The organism is Acinetobacter sp. Q85-2, from assembly GCF_013420555.1.
In the GTDB taxonomy this organism is placed as follows: Bacteria; Pseudomonadota; Gammaproteobacteria; order Pseudomonadales; family Moraxellaceae; genus Acinetobacter; species Acinetobacter indicus.
This window is the reverse complement of the sequence record NZ_VOXW01000012.1, coordinates 1-25,735: the sequence shown is the minus strand read 5'-3', so window position 1 is coordinate 25,735 and position 25,735 is coordinate 1. Positions and strand designations below refer to the sequence as shown.

Sequence of the window (25,735 nt, the reverse complement as noted above, 5' to 3'; positions counted from 1 at the left end):
GTGTTTGATCTCATTGATATTTTGATTATCTTATACTTTTTCCAAATTGCGATGCCAATCTAATTTTCCTGCAATGCAACTTCATTCTACTGTCCAAAAACTGTTAGAATGTGGGGTTTTTAATTATATTCAAAATTTGTTGCTTTGAGAGTTACTATGTCACTGGAAGCCCTGACCACTGAAGCGCTCGCTGCCATTGCAGCAGCAGACGACCTTGCTACACTCGATCAAGTACGGGTGCAATTTACGGGGAAGAAAAGCCAGCTCGCGGAACAATCTAAGTCACTTGGTAAAATGGATCCTGAACAGCGTAAAGCGTTTGGTGCGCAAATCCATGCGGTGCGTGAAGCCATTAATACTGCATTAACCGAGCGTCAGGCAGCATTACAGCAAGCGGCATTAGAACAAAAACTTGCCAGCGAAACGGTGGATATTACTTTACCAGGCCGTGGTCAGACCATTGGCTCCATTCACCCGGTAACTCAGGTGCAAGAGCGTATTTGCCAGTTCTTTACCAAAGCTGGCTTTACTGTGGCTACTGGCCCAGAAGTTGAAGATGATTATCACAACTTTGAAGCGCTGAATATTCCAGGCCATCACCCGGCCCGTGCCATGCACGACACGTTCTATTTTGATGCGACTCATTTGCTGCGTACCCATACCTCTGGTGTACAGATTCGGACTATGGAAACCCAGCAGCCGCCAATCCGTATTGTCTGCCCGGGCCGTGTTTATCGCTGTGACTCCGACCAGACGCATTCACCAATGTTCCACCAAATTGAAGGTTTGTACGTGGCGGAAAACACCAGCTTTGCTGAACTGAAAGGTTTACTGGTGAACTTGCTGAACGAATTCTTTGAAAAAGATTTGAAAGTCCGTTTCCGTCCGTCGTATTTCCCGTTCACCGAGCCAAGTGCTGAAGTGGATATTATGGATGAGCGCGGTAAATGGTTAGAAGTGCTGGGCTGCGGTATGGTGCATCCAAATGTATTACGCGCGGCAGGTATTGATCCGGACAAATATAAAGGCTTTGCTTTTGGTCTGGGCGTAGAGCGTTTTGCAATGTTGCGTTATGGCATTAACGACCTACGTATGTTCTACCAGAATGATGTGCGTTTCTTACGCCAGTTTGCTTAAAACAAATTTATACCTCTCCCTAACCTCTCCTAAAAGGAGAGGGGTTGTCCATCGGTGACATAGGGTTCTCCCCCTTTTTTAAAGGGGGAGTTAGAGGGGGATTTTAGAGATTTGAATTACAGGTTTTATATTAATGAAAATTAGCGAAAATTGGCTACGCACGTGGGTCAACCCAGCCATCGATAGCGAAAAACTTTCTGACCAGTTAACCATGCTGGGTTTGGAAGTTGATGATTTATCTCCAGCTGCAAAACCATTTACTGGTGTAGTGGTTGGTGAAGTGCTGACGGTTGAACAACATCCAGATGCAGACCGTTTACGTGTAACGACGGTGAACATTGGTTCCGGTGAGCCTTTACAAATCGTCTGCGGCGCGCCAAACGTACGAGCAGGTATGAAAGCACCTGTGGCAACTATTGGTGCAGTATTACCAGGCGATTTTAAAATCAAGAAAGGCAAACTGCGTGGTGTGGAATCACAAGGCATGCTCTGCGGTGCATCTGAAATTGACTTAGAAGATAAAATCGACGGTCTATTAGAACTTCCTGTGGATGCACCGGTCGGTGTCAACATCCGTGAATATCTGGACCTAGATGACAACGTGATTGACATCAGCATCACGCCAAACCGTGGTGATTGTTTCAGTATTCGTGGGATCGCACGTGAAATTGGGGTGATTAACCAACTGCCTGTGACTGCGCCTGAAATTAAAGAAATGGCTGCAAGCATTTCTGATGAAAAGAAAGTGGTTGTATCTACTGAAGGCTGTCCACGTTATTTAGGTCGTGTGATCAAGAACGTGAATACCAAAGCCGCGACGCCTGAATGGATGGAGCGCGCATTGGCACGTTCGGGTATCCGTCAGCACAGCATTCTGGTTGATATTACCAACTATGTCTTGATGGAACTGGGTCAACCACTCCATGCCTTTGATGCTGCAAAAGTGCAAGGTGCTGTACAGGTGCGTCAGGCGACTGGGGGCGAAAAACTTGTTCTATTGAATGAACAAGAAGTAGAACTGCAAGACGATGTCATGGTGATTGCCGATGATGAAAAAGCTCTGGCGATTGCCGGTATCATGGGTGGTCTGTCTTCATCGGTTACCGATGAAACCACTGAAATCTTCCTGGAATCTGCTTTCTTTGCACCGCTGCATATTGCCGGTCGTGCGCGCCGTTTTGGCCTGCATACCGATGCCTCTCAGCGTTATGAGCGTGGTGTGGATTTTGAACTGCCATTGATCGCCATGCACCGTGCCTCTCAGTTAATTTCTGAGCTTGCAGGCGGTGAGTTTGGCCCAATTACGGTGGCGGAAAATGCAGCAGTATTGCCAACACGTGACGCGATTGAACTGAAACAGGCACAGGTCGATCAGCTGCTGGGTTATAGCGTAGATTCAGACTTTATTACCGATGCTTTAACACGCTTGGGTTGTGAAGTGACGGTAAAAGCGCAAGGTCAATGGTCTGTGGTACCGCCATCGCATCGTTATGACATGGCCATTTACCAGGACCTGATTGAAGAAGTCGCGCGTATTCACGGTTATGACAATATTCAAATCAGCCTGCCGGTGATTGACACCAAACTGGCGAAGTATCAGGATCAGTTTGAAGTGGCACAGCTGCGTCAAACCCTAGTGACTTTGGGCTATCAGGAAGCAATCAGCTTTAGCTTTGCTGACCTGAAACTGGAAAAACAGCTAAATGCAGCGGTCAACCCACTGGCATTGGCGAACCCGATTTCAAGCGATCTGGCGGTGATGCGTTCAACCTTGCTGTCGAGCCTGATTCCTTGCGTACAGTACAATATTAACCGTCAGCAAAGCCGTGTGCGTTTCTTTGAACTGGGTTTACGTTTTGATTATCAGAACGCAGCCTCAATTCATGACCTGAAACAGATTCCAACCCTGGCAATGATTGCTGTGGGCGCTAAAACAGCAGAATCATGGCATGGCAAGCCACAAGCCATGGACTTCTTTGACCTGAAAGGTGAAGTTGAAGAGTTGCTGGCAGCAGGTCGTGTACAGGTCGAATATGTACGCTCAGAGCGTAGCTGGTTGCATCCAGGCCAATCTGCAGAGATTCTGGTCAATGGTCAGTCAATTGGTTATTTGGGCCGTTTGCATCCATCTCTGGAAAATGAACTGGATTTGGGCACCACTTGGGTGGCGGAACTGGATCAGCAGGCTGTTTTGCAAACTTATGTATCTAATTTTACAGAATTATCACGTTTTCCGTCGGTAAGACGTGATATTGCGCTTTTAATTAGTGATAAGATTAATGTTAGCGAAATTCAGCAACTTATCGAACAAACGGGCGGCGAGCTTCTGCATTCAACCTGGTTATTCGATGTGTACACTGGTCAAGGTGTTGAAGCGGGTAAACGCTCATTGGCATTTGCACTGTTATGGCAACATCCGACACGTACGCTTGAAGATGCTGAAATTAAATCAGGTATGGACAATATCCTAAAAGTGTTAGAAAACACTTATCAAGCGACATTGAGGGCTTCATGACAGCATTAACAAAAGCAGAAATGGCTGATCATTTAAGTGAGCTCACGAGTTTAAACCGTCGTGAAGCGAAACAAATGGTCGAGTTATTCTTCGATGAGATTAGCCAGGCGCTAATCTCTGGGGAGCAGGTGAAACTTTCAGGTTTTGGTAACTTCGAGTTGCGTGATAAACGTCAACGTCCAGGCCGAAATCCGAAGACGGGTGAAGAAATTCCGATTTCTGCACGCCGGGTGGTAACCTTCCGTGCCGGACAGAAGTTCCGCCAACGTGTTGGAAATGAGCAGATCGATTGATCTGCTTTTTTATGCCGCTAAAAAAGTAAGGGCTGAGGTTCTAACGGCAGGTATTACCGTGTTCCTTGTATGTGATGATGAGATGTTGTAAGAAATATTCAGACAATAAAAAAGAGAGCCAAAAGGCTCTCTTTTTGTCAATAATCTAAGATTATTGAGCTTCAGAAGCAGCAGCGTCAACAGCAGCATCAGCAGCGTCAGTAGCAGCATCAGCAGCGTCAGTAGCAGCAGCAGCAGCAGTGTCAGCAGCATCAGCAGCAGCGTCTACAGCAGCATCAACGCCAGAAGCAGCTTCAACAGCAGCAGCGTCAGCAGCAGCTTCAGCTTCAGAAGCAGCTACAACAGCTTCAGATGCAGCTTGGTTAGCGTCAGCAGCAGCTTCTTCAGTTTTTTTAGCACAACCAACGAAAGCTAAAGTAGTAGCAACTGCAGCAGCAATAGCGATTTTTTTGAATAACATGGCATCACTCTCTAAAAAATTGAGATTAAAAAAAACCGACGTTAGCCTGTTATATGCTTTTATTATTCCTAATTTTGTTAGGCACTAACAACGCAGGAGCAGTCTAACTGGTCTGCGAATATGCTATCACTGAGTTTTTTTAATTACTACTAGCTTGCTCTAAAAAATGCCGAAAAAAGCCCTAAAATGCGTTGTTTTTTAACAGAAAATAACAATCAAGAGTTCAGTTTATATTGGCGAAAGGCGATTTAAATCATTAAAAACTATAGGGTTTTTTTGAAATACTTATTTATAATCATTTACTTAAAAATAAGTTTACACAGAAAACGTCCAATTGTATCTTTATGTAAAGATGGTCAACCGAAATAAAAAAGCCATCGTTATACGATGGCCTTTTTAAAAAGTTTTGATCTTAGTTGCTGGCTTTACGCTTCATATGATCAAAGAACTCGTCATTGGTTTTGGTTTCTTTCATACGATCCAGCAGGAATTCCATGGCTGCCAGTTCATCTTGGGTATGCAGCAGCTTACGCAGAATCCAGACCTTACGCAGGTTGTCTTCAGACATCAGGCGCTCTTCACGACGGGTACCTGATTTCTTGATGTTCATGGCAGGGAACACGCGTTTTTCGGCAATACGACGATCAAGCGTAATTTCCTGGTTACCGGTACCTTTGAATTCTTCGTAAATCACTTCATCCATCTTGCTGCCGGTTTCAATTAACGCGGTTGAGATGATGGTCAGTGAGCCGCCTTCTTCAATATTACGTGCGGCACCAAAGAAACGCTTTGGACGTTCCAGTGCGTGAGCATCGACACCACCAGTCAGGACTTTACCTGAAGATGGCACCACGGTGTTATAGGCACGCGCTAAACGGGTAATCGAGTCAAGCAGAATCACCACATCTTTTTTGTGTTCTACCAGACGCTTGGCTTTTTCAATTACCATTTCAGCCACTTGTACGTGACGGGCTGGAGATTCATCAAAGGTTGAGGCAACCACTTCACCACGCACGGTACGTTCCATTTCGGTCACTTCTTCCGGACGTTCGTCAATCAGCAGAACAATCAGGAATACTTCCGGGTTATTACGTACAATCGACTGGGCGATGTTTTGTAATAACATGGTTTTACCAGCTTTTGGCGGCGCTACAATAATTGAACGCTGGCCTTTACCAATTGGCGCAACCAAGTCAACCACACGCGCGGTTAAATCTTCAGTGGTACCGTTACCAAGTTCCATGACCAGTTGTTCGGTTGGGAACAGCGGGGTCAGGTTTTCAAACAGGATTTTATTGCGCGAGTTTTCTGGCGTGTCGTAGTTAATCTGGTTAACTTTTAACAGGGCAAAATAACGTTCGCCTTCTTTTGGTGGGCGAATGGTGCCGGTAATGGTGTCACCGGTACGCAGGTTAAAACGACGAATTTGCGAAGGGCTGACATAGATATCGTCAGGACCGGCTAAATAAGAGCCTGCTGCAGAGCGTAAGAAGCCAAAACCATCTGACAGAATTTCGAGCACGCCATCACCAAAAATCTCTTCGCCATTCATTGCATGACGTTTTAAGATGGCAAAAATAATGTCTTGCTTACGGTTACGAGCCATTCCTTCAAGGCCCATAAACTCGGCAATCTTGATGAGTTCGCCAATCGGTTTTTTCTTGAGTTCGGTTAAATTCATAGGTGATCAGATAGAATCAAAAATTCTGGGGTACAGGTTGGAAGGGAAGCAACATTTGACCGCATGCAGGCAATAAAACGAACGCAATTGTATTTGCACAATAACAATTCAGAGGACTGATTAATTGTTTCAGAGAAAAATGTGAAAAAACAATTTCTGTTGCCGAGCGGCATTTTTGTGTTGTGTCTTTTAAGAAACGGGCGGGACGGGAAGTCCTTTATTTCTTGAGCAAGCAATATAAGAGAGAAACGCCGATTTGTCAATTTATAGACGAAAAAAATACGCTATGAAACATAGCGTATTTTAATTTTTCTAAACAGACAGGATTTAGATGTTTTCATCAATAAATGCAGTCAGTTTCGATTTTGGTGCAGCACCAATCTGCTGGGCAACCACTTCCCCATTTTTGAACATCAACAGTGCAGGGATGTTACGGATGTTGTAGTTCACGGCAGTTTGTTCGCAAGCGGTCACGTCAACTTTCACAATTTTAACTTTGCCTTCATATTCAGTCGCCAAAACTTCAAGTACTGGCGCAATTGCCTTACAAGGCGCACACCAGCCCGCCCAGAAGTCAACCAATACAGGTGTTTCAGATTGAAGAACGTCTGCTTCGAAGTTTGCATCCGTTGTGTTTACGATGTTGCCAGACATGGAATGTGCTCCAAATGAATTTTTGTATAGATAGCTATATTTATTAGTATTACATAGCCATCTAGAACAATGTAGAGGAATATGTAAATTTTCGATCTTTCCTGTGAATTTGTCTAATTGATGCTCACGATGCTGATGATCGTGTCACACAATTGTCACATCTGCCGAAAATTTAAATACTCATCGAAATGTGCGCACAAATGGCTTTTAAATTGCATGTATGTGAATTACTCTAGGCACAATTCTGTATAGGTTTGTTTGAAGAATGTCTGATTTTTTAATTGATGAAGAGTTACTTGCAGCCATCGATATGGGGTCGAACAGCTTCCACCTGGCCATTGCCCGTGTGGATCATGGTGAAGTAAAAAAAGTGGCATCAATGTCAGAAAAAGTACAGCTTGCCGCTGGTTTAGATGAGAATAAAAATTTAACCGAAGCCGCACAGCAGCGCGGTTTAGCCTGTCTGGCACGCTTTGTCGGACGTTTAAGCGCTGTACAGCCGAACCGTTTACGTATTGTTGCCACCAACGCCTTGCGTCAGGCCAAAAACGGACATGAATTTATTCAAAAAGCCGCAGAAATCTTGCCAAAACCCATTGAAATTATTGCCGGTCGTGAAGAAGCCCGCTTAATTTATCTGGGTGTGTCGCACACCATGGAAAACAGTGGTCGCCGCCTGGTGATTGATATTGGCGGTGGTTCAACCGAGCTGATTATTGGTGAAGAATTCGAACCTATTCATACCGAATCTTTACAGATGGGCTGTGTGGCCTATACCAAAGCCTTTTTCGCCGAAGGTGAAATTAACCATAAAAGTTTTGACAAAGCCGTGTTTGCCGCACGCAAAGAATTATCCACCATTGCCAATACCTATAAAAATGCCGGCTGGGATACCGTAGTAGGCTCAAGTGGTACCATTAAAGCCTGCCGCCAGATTACCGTGAATATGGGCTGGAGCAATGCGCAGGAAAATCTGACCCGTGAGGGCCTGGAAAAACTCAAAGATAAGCTGCTTAAATATAAGCATGTCTCTGAAATGGACTTTGACGGTTTAAAAGAAGATCGACGAGCAGTTTTGCCAGCCGGGATTGCGATTTTATATGCAGTTTTTGATATTTTAGATATTGATAAACTGGTTTATTCCGATGGTGCCTTACGTGAAGGCGTAATGTATGACCTGCTGGGCCGTTTCCAGCATGAAGATATCCGGGACCGCAGTGTGCAGGCGCTGATGGGCCGTTATAACGCCGATCCGAAACAGGCAGAACGTGTGGTCAAAACCGCGCAGCACCTGTTTGAAGGCGTGGCCGCGGAGCTGAAATTGACCAGCGATGACAGTGATTTACTGCGCCGCGCGGCCTATTTACATGAAATTGGTCTGGCGATCAGTCATGGTGGCTATCATCGTCATGGTGCTTATTTATTACAACATTCGGATATTCCAGGCTTTTCACAAATTGATCAAAACCATCTGTCGCATCTGGTTGCGCATCATCGCCGCAAGCTGCGTCAGGACGATAAAATTGATGTCAACAAGGTCGGTGGCCATAAATTAATGCATTTATGTCTGCTGCTGCGCCTAGCAGTTTTAGTCAATCATAGTCGTAGCGATCAGATGCTTCCTGCCATTGAATTGAGTGTTCAGAATGCGCAACAATGGCAGCTCAGCGTTTCGGGTGATGCTAAACAATGGCCATTGCTTGTCGCTGAATTGCACGATGAACAAGTGCAGTTCAAGAATTGGGACATTGAATTAAAAATTCATTCGGAACAATTTGTCGATTAACGTTTTGGTTAATTTAGGGATAACAGTCGACTTATGAAAAATAAAGCTGCTCAATCAAAAGCATGGACAACGGTCCAAATTGCACGTCATCCAGAGCGTCCGCAATTCCTGGACTATGTAGGCGAAATTTTCACTGAATTTGATGCGTTGCACGGCGACCGTTTATTTGGTGATGATGGTGCAATGGTGGGTGGCTTGGCACGCTTCGATGGTCAGCCGGTCATGGTCGTGGGCCAGCATCGTGGTCGCAGTACCCGCGAGAAATTGCAGCACAATTTCGGCATGAGTAACCCGGAAGGTTACCGTAAGGCACAGCGTTTGCTAGATATGGCAGAACGTTTCAAGCTGCCGGTCTTTACCTTTATTGACACCATGGGTGCTTATCCGGGTGTGGGTGCAGAAGAACGTGGTCAGGCGGAAGCGATTGCTACCAGTCTTGCTCAATTATCGAACCTGAAAGTGCCGGTCGTGGCAACAGTTTTAGGTGAAGGCGGTTCAGGCGGTGCCTTGGGTATTGGTGTTGCGGATCGTGTGGTGATGTTATCTCACAGTATTTATTCAGTAATTTCTCCAGAAGGCTGTGCATCTATTTTGTGGAAAACTGCAGAAAAAGCAGAACAGGCAAGTGAAGCATTGGCACTGACTGCTGAAAAATTACAGCAGATGGGCATTGTTGAATATGTGGTTGATGAAGGTGAGGGAGCTCACTTGCAACCAGAAAAAGTCATGCAAGATTTAAAAGCCGTGTTAAAACAGGCTCTAGAAGAATTGCAACCGATGGATGCACAAGAACGATGCGAAGCACGTTACCAGCGTTTGATGAAGTTTGGCAGCGACAATTTAGGACTGGCGTCTTAACCCAGATTCAGTCTTTTCCAGAAGATACCCATTTTCTCATCGGATGTAGTGGCGGCATGGATTCCATGCTGCTGCTGCATCTGATGGCGTTTTTATGCCCGGAAAAAGTCCGGGCCATTTATATTGATCATCAATTACAGTCTTCCAGCCAGGCCTGGGGCGAATTTGTCCAGCAGCATTGTCAGGCCTTCAATATTCCGTGCATGATTCAAGCGGTACAGGTCGCCGAAGGCAATCTGGAACAGCAGGCACGCGCCGCACGTTATCAGGCATTTCAGCAGCATATTCAAACCAACGAGATATTGGTACTGGCCCATCATCAGCAGGATCAGGCAGAAACGGTGTTATTGCGTCTGTTTTCCGGTGCTGGAATTCCTGGCCTGGCGGCTATGAAAACTTTCGATTCTCGTCCTGAACTGTCAATCTGGCGACCGTTGCTATCTTTATCGCGTGAGCAGATTCAGACCTGGTGCCAGCAGCTTTCGATTCCACATATTCAAGATCCGACCAATCAGGATATTCACTACGACCGGGCCTGGTGTCGGGAACAGTTATGGCCGCTGTTAAACGCGCGCTTTCCCAAAATGCAGCAAAGCATTTGCCGCAGCAGCCAGCTGATGCAGGATGCCGAGCAGATTTTGGCCGAAGTATTGCGGCAGGATTTGGCCAGCTGTGGCGATGCCGAGCATCTGGATTTACACCGTATTCAGCAATTGTCCGAGGCGCGGCAACGCCAGTTACTGTCGTTCTGGATGAAAGGGGACAGCCAGTACCGGCCAAGTTTTGACATGGTGCAGCGTATTCAGCAGGAAGTGATTCAGGCCCGGGCCGATGCGCAAGCGGCTTTGCATTGCAACGGCTTTTATTATGTGCGCTATCAAAATGTCATTTACCGTCTGCCTCAGCTGGAATATTTGGCCAGTCAACAGGCCATCCCTGCGCGGGAACAGGTGTGCTGGCAGTTGGGGCAAACCCTAGATTTACCAGCCGGACAGTTTCAGTTGAATGCACCGCATCAGGTTGGTTTGTCTTTTGCATTACTCCAACAAGAATTGACTTTAAGTACGCGAGTGGGCGGAGAAAAAATCCATCTTCATGGACGTGTCGGGGCCTGGCCATTAAAAAAGGCGATACAGCAGGCACAAATTTTTCCCTGGAAGCGTCATACAATTCAAATATTAAGCAGAGATAATGTTATGCTAGGGGTTTTCACGCCAAAAGGGTTTTGGCTGGCAGATTCTGCCTATTGCGAACCGGATGGCTGGCAACCGACTTTAATCTCTTAACTATAAAGAACTCAACCAAGAGTGTGAATCATGAGTGCAGTGTTAAATTGTAATATTAGTTTTATTGGTGGCGGAAATATGGCACAGGCCTTAATTGGTGGCCTGATTGCACGTGGCATGCCTTCAACGCGTATTACAGTTGCTGATCCGGTCGAAAAAATCCGTTTGTTGCTGGAAGAAAAAGATGTACATGTGACCGAAGACAACCAGGCTGCCATTCGTGACGCCGATATTGTGGTGTTCGCAGTCAAACCGCAGGTGCTGGCCAGCGTGCTGCAACCGCTAAAAGGGCAGTTTGAAGGCAAACTGGTGATTTCGATTGTTGCCGGTGCAGAAATTGCCACCATTTCGGCATTGCTCGATACCGACCGTGTGGTGCGGGTGATGCCAAATACCCCGGCACTGGTACAAACTGGTGCGCATGGTTTATATGCGCATGATGCGGTCGATAGCAAAGACCGTGAATTGGCAAGTCAGGTTTTGGCTGCCACGGGTTTAACAATTTGGGTAAACTCTGAAGCGCAAATTGATGCAGTCACGGCAGTATCCGGTTCTGGCCCGGCTTACTTTTTCTATATGATGGAAAGTATGATTCGTGCCGGCAAAAACTTGGGCCTGGATGAAAAAGTGGCAACGGCTTTAACCTTGCAAACTGCGTTGGGTGCGGCACAAATGGCAATTACCAGTTCCAATACCCCGGCAGAGCTGCGTAAAAACGTGACCTCTCCAAACGGGACCACGCAGGCAGCGTTGGAAGTGTTTGACCGTGCGCAAGTGTCGCAGAATATTCAGGCGGCGTTGGCGGCTGCCAAAACACGCAGTCAGGAACTGGCTGCCGAGCTGAGTGACAGCATTAAATAAAGTATTTAATTTTAGGAACGTTCAAGTATGGGTGCAAATTCTGCGCTAATTTTTGGCATCATCATTAACGTAGCGATTTTGCTCGTCTTCTTCCGTTTTCTCATGCAGCTGGCTGCGGTGAGTCCTTATAATCCGGTGGTGTTGTCTACGATCAAGGCCACGAAAATTGTAGATGTATTTAGCCGTATTTTCCCGACCGTGGCAAAAGGCCGGGTGAATCTGGCGGCATTGGCGCTGCTGGTGGTGCTTTATCTGCTGAAAAATTACGGCATGATGTATTTAAACGGGGCGATGCCTAATGGCCCGGTACATCTGCTGATTCTCACCTTTGTGACCATGATTCAGGACCTGCTACGTTTCTGTCGTTACCTGATTTTTGCCACCATTATTTTAAGTTGGGTAGTGATGTTTACCCAGTCACGCGGGCCTTATATTGAAGTGATTCAGGAACTGGCAGAACCTTTACTGGCACCGTTTCGCCGGATCATGCCGAATATGGGCATGATTGACCTGTCTCCAATTCTGGCATTTCTGGCGTTATATATTGCTGAAATTCTGATGAACCAGGTGGCAATTGTTTTGCTGACTGGGTTCTAAATTGAGCTCAAGAAAAAAGGACGCTGCGGCGTCCTTTTTTATGGCTCAAGTTTTGAGGTGAAGACCTTGATATTTTGCCCAAGAGGCAAATGACCTTCAGCCCAGCCTTCCTCCGAGGAGGAAGGTGGAAAGACTTTAGTGTGCTTCATCCCAGTTCTGGCCTTTACCCACTTCGACCACCAGCGGAACAGACAGTTCAATCACCGACTGCATCACTTCGGCCAGTTTGGGTGCCAGTTCATCGGCGACATCGGCATCGACTTCAAACACCAGTTCATCGTGTACCTGCAGTAGCATTTTGGCCTGATCGCGTGGCAGCATTTTGTCTACCTCCACCATGGCCATTTTAATAATATCTGCCGCCGAGCCTTGTAGCGGCGCATTAATTGCGGCACGTTCTGCTGCTTTACGCACCATCATGTTACGGGCATCAATATCCGGGGTATATAAACGGCGGCCGGTCAGGGTTTCGACAAAGCCTTGTTCCAGAGCCACCTGACGGGTGCGCTGCATATATTCATAAATGCCCGGATAACGCTGGAAGTATTGCTTGATATAGTTCTGCGATTCTTCACGGGTAAAGCCCAATTGACGGATCAGACCAAATTCGGACATACCATATAACAGGCCGAAGTTAACCGCTTTGGCCTGGCGGCGCTGATCTGGCGTGACATCTTCCAGGGCAATATTCAACACTTCGGCAGCGGTACGGCGGTGTACATCCTGACCATGATTGAAGGCATCAACCAGCGCGTCATCTTGCGAGAAATGCGCCATTAAACGCAGTTCAATTTGCGAATAGTCGGCAGCCAGTAATACGCGGCCTTCTGGTGCAATAAAGGCTTTACGAATCTGGCGGCCAATATCCATACGTACCGGAATATTTTGCAGGTTCGGATCGGTCGAAGACAGACGGCCTGTTGCGGTCAGTGCCTGATGATAACTGGTATGCACGCGATGGCTGCTGCTATTAGCCTGCTTTTGTAAGCCATCGGTATAGGTACTTTTCAGTTTAGACAGACCGCGATATTCCACAATCAGGCTGGCAATCGGGTGCTCAATCTTTTCTAAAATACTTTCACTGGTGCTGTATTGGCCGGTGGCAGTTTTCTTGCCGCCTTTGATGCCCAGCTTTTCAAACAGGATTTCGCCAACCTGTTTGGGCGAGCTGACATTAAACGGCTGGCCGGCCAGTTCAATAATCTGCTGTTCCAGTTGCAGCATGGTGTTGGAAAATTCTACCCCCAGCTGATCTAGGAAATTCAGATTCAGCTTGATGCCGTTTTCTTCCATCTGGGTTAGCACGCGTGCTACCGGCATTTCAATATGATGCAGCAGATTGCTGAGTTCCGGATGACGCTGTAACTTTTCATTCAGCACTTCATACAGGCGATACGTCACATGTGCATCTTCGGCGGCATAATGCGCAGCTGTTTCAATCTCGATCTGGTTAAAGGTTTTCTGTTTGGCGCCTTTACCGGCAATCTGTTCATAGGTGGTGGTCAGATGACTTAAATACAGCCGCGCCACATCATCCATCCCATGACGGGTGGCGACAGAATTTAAGACATACGAGGCCAGCATGGTGTCAAAGTACCAGCCCTGTAAGTGAATGCCGTGGTTTTCCAGCACATGCGCATCATATTTTAAATGATGGCCAATTTTTTCAACCGCTGGATTTTCCAGAATCGGTTTGATCTGCGCCAACACTGTTTCACGGTTTAACTGTTCTGGTGCGCCGGCATAGTCATGCGCCAGAGGCACATAGAAGGCTTCCGTAGCATCAAAAGCCACCGAGAAGCCGACAATCTGGGCAATCCGATAATCCAGACTGGTGGTTTCGGTATCAAAGGCAAAACGTGTGGCGGTGCTTAAACGCTGGAAGAGTACATCCCAGTCTGCCGGGCTTAACACTGTATGATAGGTGGCTTCACCTAGCTGATCTTCACTGCTGCTGAGCTGAGCTTGATCTTCGGTGGCGACTTCTGCGGCCGCTGGTGTTTGGCTAATGGCCTGGCTGACCTGTTTGTAGCTGTTGCTGTTCGGGTTGTTCGGATGATCGAGCGACTGTAGCTGGTTCCGGAACTCCAGTTCGGTATACAGGCGGCGCAATTCTTCGGTATTTGGATCGCACAGTTTCAGGTCTGCAAAGGTCAGGCCCATGTCCAGATCACAGACAATACTGGCCAGTTGATGATCAATGGCAATACCATCGACATTGTCTTTAATATTCTGGCCAACGCGACCTTTAATTTTGTCGACATTTTCTAGAATTCCGCCTAAAGAGCCGTATTCAGTCAGCAGTTTGGCGGCAGTTTTAGCACCCACGCCCGGAACACCCATAATCCCGTCCGAGGCATCGCCCATCAGGGTCAGATAATCAACAATCTGATTCGGCCAGACGCCAAATTTCTCAAAGACACCCTGCACATCCATTGGTTTCTCTTTGAAGCTGTCTTCCAGCGTAACTTTGTCGGTCACCAGCTGAGCCATGTCTTTGTCGCCGGTGGAAATTAACACCTGATGACCTTCGGCTTCGGCGCGTTTGGCCAGCGTGCCAATAATATCGTCGGCTTCGGCACCCGGCAGCATATAAAGAGGAATCCCCAGTGCGCGAATTAAGGCGTGTAAATAAGGAATCTGCTGTGACAGTTCATCTGGCATACTTGGACGGTCACCTTTATAAATGGGTGACAGTTCGTGACGGAAGGTTGGTTCCGGGGTATCAAAAATCACCGCCATATGGGTGGGCTGGGTACGGCGCATCAGTTTCTGGATTGCGGAAATTGCCCCACGGATGGCGTTGGTATGTATACCGGTTGACGTGGTTAAAGGGGGTAAGGCGTGAAACGCACGAAATAAAAAATAAGACCCATCGACCAAGACAAATGGTGGCATTGAAAGTTTCCTAATCCAAAAAACCTGTTTATTGTACGTGATTTTACACACGCACGCTGAGTGATGATTGTATATGCAGGTTACCGAATATCTGATGAATATAAAATAAGCACTGTGCAAGTTGTTGTATGATCAGCACAATTAATAAAGGAATAAAACAAGATGCTGAGAGGGCAGAGCGAAACCCGCATGATCTGGTTGATGAGCCTGATGATTGTCGCCATCAGCGCGTGGTTTTTATCATTTCCACTGCTGACCTATGTCTGTGGTTTTGCGCTGCTGATGAGTGTCATGCACTATGTCGATGCTATTCAGCAACCGGCCCAGGCGCTAGGCGAACAAAGGTTAATTGCATTTCGTGCCACCTCCAAAGTGCCGCTGTATCTCTCCTCGATTATTGCCGTGGTCGGTGGGCTGCTGGATTGGGGCTGGATGATTGCCGCTGGCGCTGCGGCCTGGATTTTCTTTTTTCTGCGCTGGCTTCGGCGTCTGGAACAGTATTTGGGTCAGATTCAACAGGCCCAGCATTTTTTGCCGCAGCCGGCTTCTTCGGTACAGTCGGACATACCGCCTTTACCGTTTAGTGCAACAGCTGAAGCTGCACCAGCGCCCGCTCCCAATTTAGTCCAGCAAATCAAACACTGGATTTTTGAGGGTAATCCGGTGCTGAAAACCGCGATTTCTATTCTGGTGATCGGCATTATTCTGCTGCTGCGTTTTGCCACGGAACATTGGCAGCTGAGCCTGGCCACCAAACTGGCCATGGTCGCGCTGAGTAGTGCTGCCGTGACCGGACTGGGTTATCGCTTGCAGCAGCGCAATCGCAGTTTTGCCCTGGGGCTGGAAGGGCTCGGGCTGGCAGCCTTGTGTCTGACCTTATTCTTTGCCTATTACAATGCAATAATTCCAAACTTGCTGATTGCCAGTGGCTATTTTCTGCTACTAATGGCCCTGACGTTATGGCTGAGTTTAAGACAGCAGTCGGTTGAACTGGCGTTAATGGCCATGGTGATGGCCTATCTTGCACCATTTACCTTACCGGTGCGTGATGCAACTGCACCGGAATTTATTGGCTATTATCTAGTGATTAATATTGCGGTGGCCGTGCTCAGCAGCCTGCGACCGTGGAAGTTTCTGAATCAGATTGCTTTTTTAATGACCGTGCTGGTCGGTGGCAGCTATGCCTTTGTGCATGGCAGCGATGCTGACCGCGACCTGATGACCGTGCTGATTCTGGCACATGCCGCTATCTTTATCTGGCTGGGTTTCCGTTTTAGCCAGTTATTGGCACAGCAGGATTTAGACAAGTTTAAGCTTAAACCGGCGCTGGATATTGGGCTGATTTTTGCTGCACCGTTGCTGGCCTATAGCAGTTTATATGTGCTGCATTTCCAGGACACAGCCTGGCAGGCGGGCCTCAGTCTGCTGTTTGCACTGCTGTTCGCCGTGTTGTACCGATTGTCCAGACACCATCAAACGGTACAGCTAATTGCGCACAGCTATTTAAGCCTGACCTTAATTTTTCTGGCCTTAATTCCGCCGATTTTATTACCAGCTGAAAAAAGTGTTATGGGCTGGGCCATTGAAGGCCTGCTGATTTTCCTGTTGGGGCTGGTGCGGCAGTCCAAAATCAGTCTGTATCTGGCCATGGGCCTGCTGGTCGTGGCGGGGCTGTCGAGCCTGTACTATCTGGTGGAGCTGATTGTATTTCCACGCGCCATGTTCTGGGTGCTGTGCCTGAGCTATGTGGGCGTGGTATTGCTGTCCAATAGCCGGCTGCAATTTCAGCAACAACTTAGTAGCAGTATGATTGGCTTTCAATGTCTGCTGATGTTGCTGGCGACCACCATGCTGCTGGTGCTGCTCCAGGATGAATGGTCCGGCGAGCTCAGTGCGGTGCTGAGCCTGCTCAGCCTGAGTCTGGCCTATTGGGTTGTGAATGAAATCCTGTTACGCCGACAGGCCGGGGTGGCCTGGTTATTCAGCAAATGGTCGGGCCTGGTTCCCTTGCTGCTGTTTGCGGCAGGAATTGTCATGCTGCGGATGCAGCAGGGTAGTATTGTCTGGGCATCTTTCAATGAGCGGCTGTTGTTTGCCGGAGCTAGCATCATCCTCAGTCTGCTCTGGTTAAGGCCGCTTTTAGGTGTACGAACCGAAAAAGAATGGGTCAGTGCCGGTACTTTACTCAGTCTGCTACTGACCAGTCTGACTTTATTACCGCAGCAACCGTATATCAGTATGGTGATTTTACCGCTGCTGTTTTGCGGCTGGTGTTACTGGCAGGCACAGCCCGACTGGCAGATGTTCTGGCAGGCCCGAAGCAGTTTGCTGTTGATGCTGGCCTGGATGATCTGTTCGCAGCTGTTAAGCCAGCAGGCGTTTCATGGCTATCTGCTGCCCATCTTAAATCCTTTTGATCTGGTCAGCATCGCCATGCTGGTCGGCTTTTTATGGATGCTGTCGTTACAGGTTAAGGCCGGGCTGGACCGCAGTATGGCCGCAGTGTTGATGGTGCTGAGTTTATTGTGGCTGAGTAGCTATATTGTGCTGCGTGGCTTGCATGTCTATGTGGGTACACCGCTGAATGAATTGGCGCTGTGGCGTAATGGCACGGTACAACTGAGTTTGACTTTACTTTGGGTCAGCCTGGCATTTGTTACCATGAGCTGGGCCAGTCGCAAACAGCTGTGTTCGGTCTGGGTCCTGGGCGGCAGTATTCTGGTGGTTGTCAGCTTAAAGCTGGTGCTGTTTGATCTGTCGCATATTGGCACTTTAACCCGGGTGATTTCCTTTTTAGCCGCCGGTGCGGTGATGCTGATTATTGCCTATATTGCGCCAATGCCCGATCCAGAACAGCCAGTTGAACGGTCACCCTCTGAATAGAAAAAAGCCTTCTCTTGGTGGAGAAGGCTAATATTAAAAAATCTATTTTAAATCCGGTTCACGTTTCAGGGCTTTTTCATTGGCATATTGATCAATCTCTGCATTTTCCAGCGGTCGAGACAGCGGATGATCGACAAAGCCCATTTTCGGTACCGGAATTTCAATCTGGTTATCGACAAAGCCATTACGAATCCGTTCCTGCATTTCATCACGTACTCGCAGGAAATTTTCCTGCTGGCACCAGATCGCAAACAGCAGTTCAATTGAGGATTCACGGAAGGCAGTTACTGTCACCGCAGGTTTCGGATCGGCCAGCACCAATGGATATTTATTGGCCACATCCAGCAGCACTTCACGCACCTTGATAATATCTTCATGGAAATTAATGGCCAGAGTAATTGGAATCCGCCGGATCGGGAATTTGGACAGGTTGTGTACTGGCGCCCGAATCAGCTGTTCGTTCGGTAAACGCACATACACGTTGTCCTGGGTGAGCAGTTTTACCGAGAGCAGGTCAATCGAAATCACTTCACCTTCTACGGTATGACCACGAATGAGGGTAATCTGGATGGTGTCGCCCACTTCAAAGGAACCTTCACCAATCAGGAACAGACCGCTGATTAGGTTGGAAGCCGAAGTTTGTGACGCGAAACCCAACGCCACGGTTAAGATACCGGCTGCACCCAGGAAGACACTAAGTTTAAAGCCGGCTTCTTTCAGGCTGGCCATCACAAAAATCAGGAAAATAAAATAGAAAATCCCGCGACGCCAGACCAGACTCTGATGCGCATTAAAGCGTTTACCAATGGTGCGGATAAAGGCATTAGAGACAAAACGCGCCACCAGAAAGCCTAAGAAGCACAGCACCAGCGCCACCAGAATTTCAGTCAGGCGCTCGGTGTTGATATTGGTGAAAATCCCTTTCAGGCTATTGGTAATTTCTTTAGGGATATTGGAATCGGCCATGTCTACTCCCTAGAAGAATGAATCAAACATATTAAATAACGCCCCCGCGGTTTCACGTGGCGGATGCACATAAATCACTTCACCGGCATGCGGTGGGGTACGGTTTTCAATTCGTACCCGTGGTGGCCGGTCAGAGCCTTCGTGCAAGACTTTAATTTGGGAGGTCCATAAACGTCCGGTACTTTCACTAAAAAATAGCGGCAGTGCCGGCACCGGTACATTCATCCGGTCAAAGCGCAATTGCTGGTTGCTGATATTATGAAACTCGATAGGCGTAATGGCACGAAAAGCGCGCGGGCGTAGCTGGTGCAGCTCGGTCCGGCCATCCACCGCGGTGGCATAACAGATTTCGCCATAACGGTGATTCGGTCCAAACCAGGTATCTTTGGGCAAAATCACCGGCAAATCAAAAATCGGCTCGCGCTGACCATTGACAAAACCGGCAATCCATAACGGGGTACTAATGTACAGCGTGCCACGCTGGCCAGCCGGAATATAAATCGGATCGACCGGTTTAATCACCACCGACCGATCTGCCAGACGCGGCATCAGCTGGAGCTTGTTGGTGGTCGATTTGAACATGTAGCGTTCAATTTTCACTGGCTGCGGAAAGGAAAAATTCGGGTCATTGATGCGATGCCATTGCTGTTCATAGTCATATTGCACCTGCGGACGATGATATTCCAGACGCCACTCCTGCATGCCGCGTGTTAAACGAAACAGCAGGGAGCCAAATTGCCAGGCTTTGGGCTGATGCAGCTCAAACTCGTGTTCGCCCCACCATTTTAAATCGGGCAATTCATCATGATTCAGTAATTCATTCGGATGCGGCAAGGGCGTCTTCCTTTCAATTTAAAACCCTAAAAAACAGACTTCACGCTGTCATAAGCTTAGAGTACACTCAAATGAGATTTTTTCATCATTATTATAATCGCTGATGCAAGTACTTAAACAATTACAAATTCCCTATAGTTTTGCAAAACGCCATGGCGTGCTGATTCGCTATGAGGGGGATCATGCTTTTATCGTGCGCCGTGAAAATACGCCGCTGCTGGCCATTCAGGAAGCACGCCGTTTTCTCGGGCATCCGGCCCAGTTCCAGTTATGTACCGATCAGGAATTTCATCAACTGTTAAGCAGCAGTTTTGCCGGCGATACCGGGGAATCACAACAGGTTGCAGCAGGCCTGGAAGATCATCCGGATTTACTCAGTCTGGCCGACTCGGTGCCTGAAGCCGAAGATTTAATGGATCAGGAAGATGATGCGCCCATTGTCCGGCTGATTAATGCACTGCTGTCCGAAGCCATTCGGGTCGGTGCGTCGGATATTCATATTGAATCGTTTGAAAAACGCTTATCGGTGCGTTTGCGGGTAGATGGACAATTACGTGAAATTGTACAGCCGCGTCGTGAGCTGGCGCCGTTACTGGTATCGCGGATTAAAGTCATGGCCAAACTGGATATTGCTGAAAAACGCATTCCGCAAGATGGCCGTATTTCGCTGCGCCTGGCGGGCCGTGAAGTCGATGTGCGGGTCTCAACCTTGCCATCTTCGCATGGTGAACGGGTGGTAATGCGTCTGCTGGATAAACAGGCCGGACGGCTGAACATGACCCATTTGGGCCTGATGCAAAATGATTATGACCGGCTAAAACAGCTGGTACATCGTCCGCATGGCATTATCTTGGTGACTGGTCCAACCGGTTCGGGGAAAACCACCACCTTGTATGCAGCACTGTCGGACCTGAATGATGGCTCGAAAAATATTCTGACTGCTGAAGATCCGATTGAATATCAGCTGGAAGGGATTGGGCAGACTCAGGTCAACACCAAGGTCGATATGACTTTCGCGCGTGCTTTAAAAGCCATGCTGCGTCAGGACCCGGATGTGGTGATGGTCGGGGAAATCCGTGATCTGGAAACTGCAGAAATTGCGGTACAGGCTTCGCTGACTGGTCACCTGGTATTATCGACCTTGCACACCAATACTGCGATTGGCGCCGTAACCCGTTTAAAAGATATGGGCATTGAACCTTTCCTGCTGTCCAGTTCCCTGATTGGTGTGATTGCGCAGCGTCTGGTCCGAACCTTGTGCGCGCACTGCGCCACCTGGCATGATGCTGATGACTTTGAAAAAGAACTGTTTAAACCTGTCAGCAGTGCAGAGGTATTGCGCCTGCCGAAACCGAAAGGCTGTGAGCAGTGTGCGCATACCGGATTTACCGGTCGGACCGCCATTTATGAAATTGTGCCGGTAGATGATCACATGCGTCGCCTGATTCATGGCAATGCTGCAGAGTATGAACTGGAAAACTATGCGCGCCAGCAATCCGGTTCGATTCGTGAAGATGGTTTGCGTAAAGTACTGGCCGGTAAAACCACAGTCGAAGAAGTGTTACGTGTCACCAATGAAGCGGCAGACTAGCAGAGCTGTAGAGCCTGTTTAAAAAAATCGTCAGTCCCTACCACAGGCTGACGATTTTTTGCATTAAGAGGGCGCGTAAGGGTGCCGTCGGATTGCCGGGATTGCGCTGGCTTTCATGAGTATAAAATGCCTGCCAGGCCTGCACCATCTCCAGGGTTAAACCTTGAATTTGCATCTGATGCACATCGGCAGCTGTGATGGAATCTAAACGCCCTTGCGCACCTTCCGGGCCGCTGCCCCAGCCAATCAGTCCCTGTCCAAAGGCCGGAAGATTCATCTGATTCGGTGTGGCTGGAACCGGCAGACGTGCCATCTCCGGATTGACCTGAGAATAAACCACAGGACGCATTTTTTCAGAAATACTCAGCTCGGCCAAGGCCAGTGTCGAGCACAGCAGCCCCAGACTGGTGATCACGATTTTAAACATCAGGATAATTTGTTGTTGAAAATAAGAATCATTATTATATGCAAGTTGAAAGCTTACGTCGATAACAATATCAGCGAGATCAAGGGAAAGACTTAATAATTGACTAACACGCGATGCTGCATTAAAGGCATTGACTCGCGTACCTGTTGCTGTTCTTTCAGGTCAAATTCGACTGTAATCAGTTGCGCGCCTTCGTCCTGCACCATGGCCAGTAATTGTCCACGGGAATTGGTCGCACCAGAATGACCCCAGGTTTGACGTTTTTCGCCGTGCCAGCCTTGCTGGGCAGCACCTAAAACCTGACACTGACTGTCCATGGCACGTGCTTGTAGCAGCAGCTGCCAGTGCATCTGGCCAGTGGTGTAGGTAAAAGCAGAAGGTGCTGTCAGAAGATTGGCGCCTTGTGCACGCAGTTTTAGCGCCAGTTCCGGGAAACGTAGGTCATAGCAGACCATCAGGCCAATATTGCCAAATGGGGTTTTGGCCACCACAACGTCTTGGCCCGGTTCAAAGAATTTGGATTCCTGATAACCCCCGACGGCATCACCCACCTGTACATCAAACAGGTGAATCTTGTCATAACGGGCTTCGGTTTTTTCCGGACTGATACACAGGCTGACAGTACGTACCCGGCCATCTTCAATGACTGAACCATCCGGGCGGAATGGACACGGCAGGGTACCCGCCACCAGCCAGATTTGATGCTGACGGGCCAGTTGTTCCAGACGTTGTTGAATAGATTCAAACTGGGCTGCAGTTTCGCGCTGCTTGCCGGCAGCAAAACAGATAAAATTTTCAGGAAGAACCAGCAGTTCACTGCCGGCGGCTTTACTCTGCTGAATCAGCTGCTCGACTGTGTTGAAATTGGCTTCAATATCATTTTGCGAGTTCATCTGTGCAACAGAAACGAAAGTCATGCAGGCATTCTCCCAAACTGAAAATTATACGTTTTGCTGATTAGACACCTGTTCCAAGTTGTCCTGTTCTTTTTGTAGCTGTTTGACCAGGGGTTCAAACATATTCTGGTTGCTGTCGTTGAGTTTCATCAGGGTTTTATGGGCATCCAGTACGGTCGAGAGCATATTGCTATGCGTCACATGCTCTTCAATCAGGGCACGGGTGCAGACACTCGGATCGCCACAGTAATTCAGAATCACAAACACCTGCCCCAAGCCCATGCTATTGGCCAGTGTGGTGATGTCTGGATTGGTCGACAGCATGACCGCCTGAATCTGATGTACCTGTTTAAGTTTTAGCCCGAGTTTTGCCAAAACACCCAAAACAGTACTGTCAATAAATGTGGTTTGAGTTAAATCGACAATGGCGCCGACCACATTGGTTTGCTGTTCAATTTTACTGAGTAGTTTGTCTAAACTGATACAAGATTGGGCACGCACTTCGCCGATCAGCTTGAAAATATGCGTTCCATCCAAACTTGCGTATTCAACATGACCTGTTGACATATAAATGCCATTTGCAGAGAAGGATAGATAAAATTATCCCATAGGGACACCACAGACTCAAGTGTCTGCTATGGACATAAGTCTAAGGATGGTTTTAAGTGGTTGATTAAGTGATTAATTCAGTCGGCACAAACTGAGGATGGCAATATCGTCGGCCACGTGTTCTGGCGCTTTAAAGGACTGATTCTGCAAGTGATAGACCAGTTGTTCAAACTGTTCATTGAGTCCACCAACATAGGGTTCCAGCGCACCATCTGAACAGATAATAAAGCGCGCCTGACGTGACAGCACGCATTCATATTCTTCTACTTCCAGGTCTTCGGTCAGGCCCAACGGGAAGCTGCTGGTGTTTAAGATTTTCGGTGGCTGATTTGGCTCAAAGATAATCGCAGGCGGATAATGTCCGGCACTGGACCAGCGCAGCTGATGGGTTTCCAGGTTTAAAATCCCGCTAATCATGGTGATATGCTTTTCAATATTTTCCTGTACCAGCATCCCGTTCAGTTTTTTCAGTAACTCGCGCGGGGTTTTGGAGCGGCCATGAAAAGCCGCCATCCACGACGTTAATAAACTGCTGGTTACCCCATGTCCGGACACATCGGCCAGATAAAAAATTAGCTCTTTATCGCTAATTTTCCAGTAATCGAACCAGTCGCCAGATAAATAGGCGGAAGGCTGAAACAGGGTTTCAATTTCATAATTGACCAGTTCAATCGGGTTCGGCAGCAAACGTTTTTGTAACTCTGCAGCCGAAGGTAAATCACGACTGTCCTGATTGCGTTTATATTGCGCATCAATTTTAAGCAGGGCCTGCTGCGGTTCTGTCGGCAGTTTGCTCCAGATCCAGCCGGCCAAAGCGCCTTGTTCCCAGGCTTGCGATAGGGCCAGCCCTTCATCTTCAAAGCCCAAAACAATGGTCGGTAAATTCCAGCGATGGGTTAAATAATCCTGCACATCGGCAATGGCAATGATGGTCTGATCATATAGGTCGATGTCATCTATGCGAATCATTTGCACACTGGGCAGTGTGTCAATCACCTGATCTAGATAGGGAATATCACGTGTGGGCTGAATGAAATACATAAATGTAGAATATAATCCTATGCGCTTTAGGGGATAGATGTACTATAACAATCAATGAATTACTAGGGGAAGTTGAACTTCCCGCCAGAAAGAAGTATTACAAATTATTCAGTGAGCGGTGCAACTGAATCAAAGTTTTCTTCATCTTCGATGTAGTCGTCTTCGACATCTTCAATAAATGAAATGCTCTCGGCCTCTAAGCCTTTTTTCTCGGCAATTTCAAAGTTTTTACGCTGCAGGTAAATATCACGAATAGCGGCATAGCGATCCCCTTGTAACACCTGTTCTACATCCAGAATCTGGGAACGGGCATCAATGCCGCGTAAAGCCTGCTCGGTCCAGTACAGTCCATCATGATCTTCTAGAATGTATTTTTGTGGACGGGCCTGACTGTCAACCAGACGGCCAAAACCATCACGGAAGGTACTTGGGCCAATAATCGGCAAAACCAGATACGGGCCAGACGGCACCCCGAAATAGCCTAAAGTAGTGCCAAAATCTTCATCTTCGGTTTCCATTCCCAAACGACGGGCCGGATCAGCCAGACCTAAAGTGGTGATGGTATTTACAGTAAAACGGCCCAGCGTTTTTGCTGCTCTGAGCGGACGGCCCTGAATCAGCTGGTTTACTGCATTCCATGGTTCACCCAGGTTTTTACGGAAGTTACGATAAGAACCACGCACATCGCCAGGAACTTTTTCTGTATATTGCACAGCCAGCGGACGGGCGATATTGCGGTCTAACACATCATTTAAGGCATAGACCTGACGGTTTAAAGGTTGTAGTGGATCTTTAACACTTTCCGGTTGTGCGGCATTGGCATTCACTTTCAAATCTTGTGCTTTAATATTTTTCAGCTCTTTTAAGGATTCAAGGCGTGAAGGGGCTTTGCTGGTTGCTGCAGATGAGTCTGCTTCTGCTGTGGTGCGGGTAGAACTGTCTACTGCAGATTCATTGGCAAAAGCAGGGGAGGCCATCCCTAAAGTCAGCAGGCTAATCCATACATATTGTTGTTGACGCATAAAAGATCCTAGTGCTTTGAATACTGAAAGCAAAAAAGAGAAAGCAGGGTCATTCGACCCAGCGCACATTTTAAGAGAGTATTTAAACACTTTTGGCCGAAATTTATAGCTAAAAAAGGTAAAATGAATAAAAAATAATCGGATGATTAAATTTTTTTATCAAAGGGCTTGCAAGCGTAAATATTTCGCCTATAATGCACATCCATCGGCGGTGATGTTGATAAAAACTTGTTGATAAACAAGGATTTAGCTAAAATGGTTGAGTTCTGGTTTAGGTGGTAAGTTTAGAAATAAAATCAACATTGTATATTGTATGTTGACTTTCTAAAAATAGAGAGTAATATAGCCGACCTAGCTTGATGCTGACGAAGCATCGAGAAGATCATTAAGAGATTATGAAGAACAACTTGTGTGGATTTTTACTGGTTGATTAATCGAAT

21 protein-coding genes are annotated in these 25,735 nt (G+C 47.5%); 10 read left to right on the top strand and 11 right to left on the bottom strand.

Annotated elements, in window-relative coordinates; all coding sequences use genetic code 11:
• Positions 1 to 156 precede the first annotated feature (156 nt).
• The 3 genes from pheS (at position 157) to FTT68_RS08395 (ending at position 3,945) form a co-directional block, all read left to right on the top strand.
• The gene (gene pheS, locus FTT68_RS08405; protein ID WP_016659518.1) at positions 157 to 1,137 is read left to right on the top strand and encodes a phenylalanine--tRNA ligase subunit alpha; all 981 of its coding nucleotides are present in this window, start codon (positions 157 to 159) and stop codon (positions 1,135 to 1,137) included.
• Positions 1,138 to 1,270: 133 nt separating this feature from the next.
• A complete protein-coding gene (gene pheT, locus FTT68_RS08400) occupies positions 1,271 to 3,652 on the top strand; it encodes a phenylalanine--tRNA ligase subunit beta (RefSeq protein ID WP_180057343.1) in 2,382 nt (793 codons plus the stop codon).
• Positions 3,649 to 3,945 carry an integration host factor subunit alpha gene (locus FTT68_RS08395; protein WP_004649746.1) on the top strand — a complete coding sequence of 99 codons (297 nt, stop codon included), beginning with the start codon at positions 3,649 to 3,651 and terminating at the stop codon, positions 3,943 to 3,945. The genes pheT and FTT68_RS08395 overlap by 4 nt, the downstream gene beginning before the upstream one ends.
• Before the next feature lie 151 nt (positions 3,946 to 4,096).
• Here the strand turns inward: FTT68_RS08395 and FTT68_RS08390 are convergent, their stop codons facing one another.
• The 3 genes from FTT68_RS08390 to trxA form a co-directional block, all read right to left on the bottom strand.
• The gene (locus tag FTT68_RS08390) at positions 4,097 to 4,405 is read right to left on the bottom strand and encodes a hypothetical protein (RefSeq protein WP_180083990.1); all 309 of its coding nucleotides are present in this window, start codon (positions 4,403 to 4,405) and stop codon (positions 4,097 to 4,099) included.
• A gap of 412 nt (positions 4,406 to 4,817) precedes the next feature.
• Positions 4,818 to 6,086: a transcription termination factor Rho gene (rho, locus tag FTT68_RS08385; RefSeq protein WP_005182456.1), complete on the bottom strand. Its 1,269-nt coding sequence runs from the start codon at positions 6,084 to 6,086 to the stop codon at positions 4,818 to 4,820.
• Between the two features lie 327 nt (positions 6,087 to 6,413).
• The gene (gene trxA, locus FTT68_RS08380; RefSeq protein ID WP_016659515.1) at positions 6,414 to 6,740 is read right to left on the bottom strand and encodes a thioredoxin; all 327 of its coding nucleotides are present in this window, start codon (positions 6,738 to 6,740) and stop codon (positions 6,414 to 6,416) included.
• Between the two features lie 265 nt (positions 6,741 to 7,005).
• On the opposite strand from trxA, the gene ppx reads away from it, so the two are divergent.
• The 5 genes from ppx to FTT68_RS08355 are packed head-to-tail and all read left to right on the top strand — an operon-like array spanning position 7,006 to position 12,128.
• Entirely contained in the window at positions 7,006 to 8,526 is a 1,521-nt protein-coding gene (ppx, locus tag FTT68_RS08375; protein WP_005182484.1) for an exopolyphosphatase, read from the top strand.
• A 33-nt stretch (positions 8,527 to 8,559) separates the two neighbouring features.
• Positions 8,560 to 9,384, top strand: a complete 825-nt coding sequence (locus FTT68_RS08370; RefSeq protein WP_045795976.1) for an acetyl-CoA carboxylase carboxyltransferase subunit alpha — start codon at positions 8,560 to 8,562, stop codon at positions 9,382 to 9,384.
• Entirely contained in the window at positions 9,321 to 10,670 is a 1,350-nt protein-coding gene (tilS, locus tag FTT68_RS08365; protein WP_180006954.1) for a tRNA lysidine(34) synthetase TilS, read from the top strand. Before FTT68_RS08370 ends, tilS begins: the two co-directional genes overlap by 64 nt.
• Positions 10,671 to 10,700: 30 nt before the next feature.
• Complete coding sequence (gene proC, locus FTT68_RS08360) at positions 10,701 to 11,531, top strand: pyrroline-5-carboxylate reductase (protein WP_005182498.1); 831 nt, start codon at positions 10,701 to 10,703, stop codon at positions 11,529 to 11,531.
• 27 nt (positions 11,532 to 11,558) lie between these two features.
• A complete protein-coding gene (locus tag FTT68_RS08355; protein WP_005182501.1) occupies positions 11,559 to 12,128 on the top strand; it encodes a YggT family protein in 570 nt (189 codons plus the stop codon).
• Positions 12,129 to 12,263: 135 nt separating this feature from the next.
• Here FTT68_RS08355 and polA read toward each other — a convergent pair whose 3' ends face one another.
• Positions 12,264 to 15,026 (bottom strand): DNA polymerase I, encoded by a 2,763-nt coding sequence (gene polA / locus FTT68_RS08350; RefSeq protein ID WP_180006955.1) that lies wholly within the window; start codon positions 15,024 to 15,026, stop codon positions 12,264 to 12,266.
• Between the two features lie 162 nt (positions 15,027 to 15,188).
• Between polA and FTT68_RS08345 the strand changes: the two genes are divergently transcribed.
• Entirely contained in the window at positions 15,189 to 17,909 is a 2,721-nt protein-coding gene (locus FTT68_RS08345) for a DUF2339 domain-containing protein (protein WP_180006956.1), read from the top strand.
• A 42-nt stretch (positions 17,910 to 17,951) separates the two neighbouring features.
• Here FTT68_RS08345 and FTT68_RS08340 read toward each other — a convergent pair whose 3' ends face one another.
• The gene (locus tag FTT68_RS08340) at positions 17,952 to 18,875 is read right to left on the bottom strand and encodes a mechanosensitive ion channel family protein (protein WP_016659510.1); all 924 of its coding nucleotides are present in this window, start codon (positions 18,873 to 18,875) and stop codon (positions 17,952 to 17,954) included.
• 9 nt (positions 18,876 to 18,884) lie between these two features.
• Positions 18,885 to 19,688, bottom strand: coding sequence for a hypothetical protein (locus FTT68_RS08335; RefSeq protein ID WP_373684733.1), 804 nt, complete (start codon positions 19,686 to 19,688; stop codon positions 18,885 to 18,887).
• A gap of 124 nt (positions 19,689 to 19,812) precedes the next feature.
• Here FTT68_RS08335 and gspE point away from each other — a divergent pair, with 124 nt between their 5' ends.
• Positions 19,813 to 21,300, top strand: coding sequence for a type II secretion system ATPase GspE (gspE, locus tag FTT68_RS08330; protein ID WP_104472732.1), 1,488 nt, complete (start codon positions 19,813 to 19,815; stop codon positions 21,298 to 21,300).
• 37 nt (positions 21,301 to 21,337) lie between these two features.
• On the opposite strand, the gene FTT68_RS08325 is transcribed toward gspE, so the two are convergent.
• The 5 genes from FTT68_RS08325 to FTT68_RS08305 form a co-directional block, all read right to left on the bottom strand.
• A complete protein-coding gene (locus FTT68_RS08325; protein WP_168399188.1) occupies positions 21,338 to 21,727 on the bottom strand; it encodes a DUF4951 domain-containing protein in 390 nt (129 codons plus the stop codon).
• Between the two features lie 92 nt (positions 21,728 to 21,819).
• Positions 21,820 to 22,644 (bottom strand): carbon-nitrogen hydrolase family protein, encoded by an 825-nt coding sequence (locus FTT68_RS08320; protein WP_180006957.1) that lies wholly within the window; start codon positions 22,642 to 22,644, stop codon positions 21,820 to 21,822.
• 24 nt (positions 22,645 to 22,668) lie between these two features.
• Positions 22,669 to 23,190 (bottom strand): anti-anti-sigma factor GigB, encoded by a 522-nt coding sequence (gene gigB / locus FTT68_RS08315; protein ID WP_005182525.1) that lies wholly within the window; start codon positions 23,188 to 23,190, stop codon positions 22,669 to 22,671.
• A gap of 114 nt (positions 23,191 to 23,304) precedes the next feature.
• Positions 23,305 to 24,273 carry an RsbU family protein phosphatase GigA gene (gene gigA, locus FTT68_RS08310; RefSeq protein ID WP_104472728.1) on the bottom strand — a complete coding sequence of 323 codons (969 nt, stop codon included), beginning with the start codon at positions 24,271 to 24,273 and terminating at the stop codon, positions 23,305 to 23,307.
• Positions 24,274 to 24,377: 104 nt separating this feature from the next.
• Positions 24,378 to 25,295, bottom strand: coding sequence for a VacJ family lipoprotein (locus FTT68_RS08305; protein WP_180006958.1), 918 nt, complete (start codon positions 25,293 to 25,295; stop codon positions 24,378 to 24,380).
• Positions 25,296 to 25,735: the final 440 nt, after the last annotated feature.